Source organism: Oikeobacillus pervagus, assembly GCF_030813365.1.
GTDB lineage: Bacteria > Bacillota > Bacilli > Bacillales > DSM-23947 > Oikeobacillus > Oikeobacillus pervagus.
Genome location: NZ_JAUSUC010000090.1, coordinates 1 through 3,843, shown reverse-complemented (window position 1 = coordinate 3,843; position 3,843 = coordinate 1). Strand labels below are relative to the sequence as shown.

6 protein-coding genes are annotated in these 3,843 nt (G+C 37.2%); 5 read left to right on the top strand and 1 reads right to left on the bottom strand.

Features of this window, described 5'->3' with window-relative positions; all coding sequences use genetic code 11:
* Positions 1–221: 221 nt before the first annotated feature.
* The gene (locus J2S13_RS16525; protein WP_307258943.1) at positions 222–374 is read right to left on the bottom strand and encodes a hypothetical protein; all 153 of its coding nucleotides are present in this window, start codon (positions 372–374) and stop codon (positions 222–224) included.
* A 302-nt stretch (positions 375–676) separates the two neighbouring features.
* Here J2S13_RS16525 and mobQ point away from each other — a divergent pair, with 302 nt between their 5' ends.
* The 5 genes from mobQ to J2S13_RS16505 all read left to right on the top strand — a co-directional run bounded on the left by mobQ (position 677) and on the right by J2S13_RS16505 (position 3,577).
* Positions 677–1,183, top strand: a complete 507-nt coding sequence (gene mobQ / locus J2S13_RS17060) for a MobQ family relaxase (protein WP_503128659.1) — start codon at positions 677–679, stop codon at positions 1,181–1,183.
* The gene (locus J2S13_RS17055; protein WP_503128658.1) at positions 1,135–1,578 is read left to right on the top strand and encodes a MobA/MobL family protein; all 444 of its coding nucleotides are present in this window, start codon (positions 1,135–1,137) and stop codon (positions 1,576–1,578) included. Before mobQ ends, J2S13_RS17055 begins: the two co-directional genes overlap by 49 nt.
* A gap of 144 nt (positions 1,579–1,722) precedes the next feature.
* Positions 1,723–2,193 carry a hypothetical protein gene (locus J2S13_RS16515; RefSeq protein WP_307258942.1) on the top strand — a complete coding sequence of 157 codons (471 nt, stop codon included), beginning with the start codon at positions 1,723–1,725 and terminating at the stop codon, positions 2,191–2,193.
* A gap of 269 nt (positions 2,194–2,462) precedes the next feature.
* Positions 2,463–2,585, top strand: a complete 123-nt coding sequence (locus J2S13_RS16510) for a hypothetical protein (RefSeq protein ID WP_307258940.1) — start codon at positions 2,463–2,465, stop codon at positions 2,583–2,585.
* Between the two features lie 266 nt (positions 2,586–2,851).
* On the top strand, positions 2,852–3,577 hold the full coding sequence (locus J2S13_RS16505; protein ID WP_307258939.1) for an EcsC family protein: 726 nt from the start codon (positions 2,852–2,854) through the stop codon (positions 3,575–3,577).
* Positions 3,578–3,843 lie beyond the last annotated feature (266 nt).

Genomic DNA, 3,843 nt, shown 5'->3' with positions numbered 1-3,843 from the left:
TTTTAAAAAACATTGTCAAGCAACATATTTAATAGATATTAAATACAATACAGCCAACAATTAGCGCTTATTTTTCTGGTGCGAAAGTTGAGTAAACAATTAGACAACTATTAATTTTATTTAAGTGTTCTAACACATACCCACCAAGCTAATAAAACGAATTTTCAAAATAAAAAAACGTTATTCTTTTCGAATGTTTTATTGAAGGAATAACGTTTTTTTTACAATTTATTCTTTAAAAACAACCATTGTTTAAACAAAGGAAAAGCTATTTTCTCGGCTTGATCTACATCCTCAATCTCAAAATACTTCTCAAAAATAGCCCCTACTTGAATCAATCGTCGCGTACGCTCCTTCCTTTCCTTTTCCTTCATTCGGCTTTCCACCTGCTGCTTTCTCGCCTTTAATTGCTCCATTTTTTCTCTAATTCTAGTAAACGTTCCGTATCTGTTTTCCTCGCCATCTGTCCTCATACAAACTTCGTTTGTGTGCGGTTCCTTCGGAACGGAAAAGCCAATTCGCCGATGGCGAATTCAAAAACGCAAAACCCTGATTCAGCTTACAGCCGAATGAAAAAAAGAATCGACCCAATCGGCCGATTCTATCTCCATCTCCATCTCCATCTTCCCTTCGGTAACATGGAGAACATCTACTACCCAAAAGGAGGTGCTCAATCATGGCGATTTATCATTTTTCTGCACAGATGATTTCCAGAAGCAAAGGACAATCGGCAGTCGCTGCAGCTGCCTATCGTTCTGGTGAACGATTAAAAGATGAACGGACGGACGAAAGAAAATCCTATAAACGAGAAATGAAACCAGAAACCATGATTTTGGCACCTTCACATGCATCAGAATGGGTTCAAAATCGGAACCGTCTTTGGAATGAAGTCGAAGCATCTGAAACAAGAAAAAACTCACAAGTAGCAAGAGAAATCAATATCGCTTTGCCGAGAGAATTATCAAAACCAGAACAAATTGAACTCATTCGTGGCTATGTTCAAAAAGAATTTATCGAACAAGGCATGATTGCAGATGTAGCCATCCACCGAGATGACCAAGAAAATCCGCATGCTCATGTCATGTTAACCACTCCTGAAATTTCAGAAGAAGGCTTTACGGTTAAAAATCGTGATTGGAACAATGGCGTGAACAATGGGCTGAACATGCCAATAAAGCCTTAGAACGTGAAGGGATTCAAGACCGGATTTCTCATCTTTCCCATGAAGCCAGAGGACTAGAAGTACTTCCTACTATTCATCTTGGTCATGTGGCTCATGAAATGGAAAAGCGCGGTGTAGAGAGCAACCGAGGAACGATCAATCGTGATCGTGAAGAATATAATCGTGTTGTCGTGGATCTACAAACATACCGAGAAGAAAAAAGAGCCCTGGAACAAGAACTAGCTCGTCAACAAGAACAAAAACAACAAGTAGAACCCTTCAACACTCCTACAAAACGTGTTCCTGTACAAGAAGTTCCGAACATCTCACAAGTTGAATCTACTTTGCTAAACATGGAAAAACAGTTCAAACAACTTGAAGAAAAAGCAAAGCAAGTGAAAGATACCGATCAATAGATTCGCTGGAAAGAAGAAACCATTCAAGAAGCTGCCCATCACTATCGTGAGATTCAATTGTCCAAAGATCAGATCCAACAAGAACAGCAACGAATTGACTAAATTAATTGGAAAAACCCATTTAAATTTAACGAAAACCGACAAATGAAAAAACAAGCCGAACAAACCATTACAAGAGCTGAAGAAAGAATAGAACGTTATGAAAAAGAGCTAACCCCTTACAAAGAGAAACTTAAATTTGATACAGATAAAGAATTTAGAAGCATCCAACATCAACATCAAAGCCATTACTCAAAAAATCTAGACATACTTAGAAGCGAACGAGAGAAAATCCGTGATGAACGGGATAGCCTAAATAACGCCAGAATGGCCTTAAAAAACGCTGTTATAGAGAAGGTGGTATACCTTACCTATCGAGAACGCCCTGAAATGCGTTATATAAGCTGTGAGACAACTAAAATTATCCATAAACTGAGTGAATCTAATCAACATACATTCATACCAATTAAAACAATAGAAAAGAACATCACACATTGCCAATCAGAAATTCAAAGGCTGCATGGTGATCTAAAACGTATAGATCAGTATCGCTCCCGTTTACAGCGTGCTGAATGATATTTAAAAAAATATGAAGAAAACCATGCTTTTGTTGAAAAAACGGACCATAACCCTTATCTCAAAGCAAAAGTTTTACATTCTGATTCGACTAGACAAAAATATGAACAAATTGTTGTCCTTCGTGATCAATACTATGATGCTATGAAAAAAGAAGGCGTTTCTTCGTTTCTGGAAGAGCTCACTTTGAACAACAAGTAAATGCGTTACATCAAGCTGAAACACAAGTACCAAGAATTGAAACAAACATTCAATCCCACGAGAATAGATTGAGCGTATTAGAAGGCATTATAAACGGGATCGAACAAGCAAGCCGAGAATGGCAAAGAGAACAACAACAATTACAAAAACCAAAGAGAAGAAAACAGCAACAACCGGGAATGGACAGATAACAACGTCTTACAAACAAGGTTTTTGGCTGCCTTAAGTGCAGCCTTTTAGCCTTAAGGCTTATGTTTTTCAAACGTAAAAAAGTATAAAAATAGGGGTTGCTAAATAAAGAACGAATTGCTATTTGGGGTTTTGAGTATTGAAGTCATCATCAACATATTTATGAATGATAAAGTAGCTCAACTCTGTGAAAAGCAACCTGATTTTGAATCTTTTTTCTTGCCAAATCGTATACTTATGTAAAGAAAGCAATCAGAGGATGATTCAAATGATTGAATATGAAATGAAAGTATATGAAGACTTGCAAACTTGGAGAAAACAGCTGTTCAAGCGCTCTAGTCTCTTTAATCGTTTATCTAAAAAAGCCCAAACAAAAGTAAATGAGGTCATTCCGGAAAAGGTTCATAAAGTCATAACAGATAGTATGAAAAACATGGTGAAAGCCACGTTGATTGGCTCCAATATCACAACGAAGAAACGGCAATCTATTGGGATCAGTCTTTCAGAACGAGATGAACTCCTGAAAGAGAAACTAGCTACCTACCGAAAAACAGCCGTAATAGAAGGAGCAGGTACTGGCGCGGGTGGCCTTTTCCTTGGACTTGCAGATTTCCCCCTACTTCTATCCATCAAAATGAAATTTTTGTTTGAAGCAGCTGCGATATATGGCTATGATACAGATGAATATGAGGAACGCCTTTTTCTTCTTCATGTATTCCAATTAGCTTTTTCTAGTGATGAAAAAAGGAAAAAAACGTATGAGATCATTGAGAATTGGAATGAAGAGAAGGAGAAACTAATCGATATGGATTGGCGGGTATTTCAACAGGAATATCGCGATTATATTGATTTAATCAAAATGTTGCAGCTTGTTCCGGGACTTGGAGCCATTGTCGGAGCATATGCGAATCATAATCTTCTAGAAACTCTAGGGGAGACAGCGATGAATGCCTATCGATTGCGGATATTAACAACCAAGCCTAATGAAATGTAATCGAGTAGTGAAACGTATAGCAGTTGTATTTTTTCAATAAGAAACCCTCACACATTCTCGAAAGGGGAGAGGTGAGGGGGTTAAAATTTAAAGCATTTCCTTATGGAGTTTTTAGTTATTGCATATTTCCCGACGATATTTGTTTATTTCCTGCTATTATTTGCATCCCAGATAGTCAAGTCCTTAATATTGTGTAAAATGATAATTACAATGTTTAATGCCTATTTCGGATTATAGTAATATGATTTAATTTGATTGGAAGGGGT

Bases quoted from the DNA above. Each gene is read 5' to 3' on its own strand.
- mobQ (WP_503128659.1), top strand. From the start codon at position 677: ATGGCGATTTATCATTTTTCTGCACAGATGATTTCCAGAAGCAAAGGA.
- J2S13_RS16505 (WP_307258939.1), top strand. From the start codon at position 2,852: ATGATTGAATATGAAATGAAAGTATATGAAGACTTGCAAACTTGGAGA.
- J2S13_RS16515 (WP_307258942.1), top strand. From the start codon at position 1,723: ATGAAAAAACAAGCCGAACAAACCATTACAAGAGCTGAAGAAAGAATA.
- J2S13_RS16525 (WP_307258943.1), bottom strand. From the start codon at position 374: ATGAAGGAAAAGGAAAGGAAGGAGCGTACGCGACGATTGATTCAAGTA.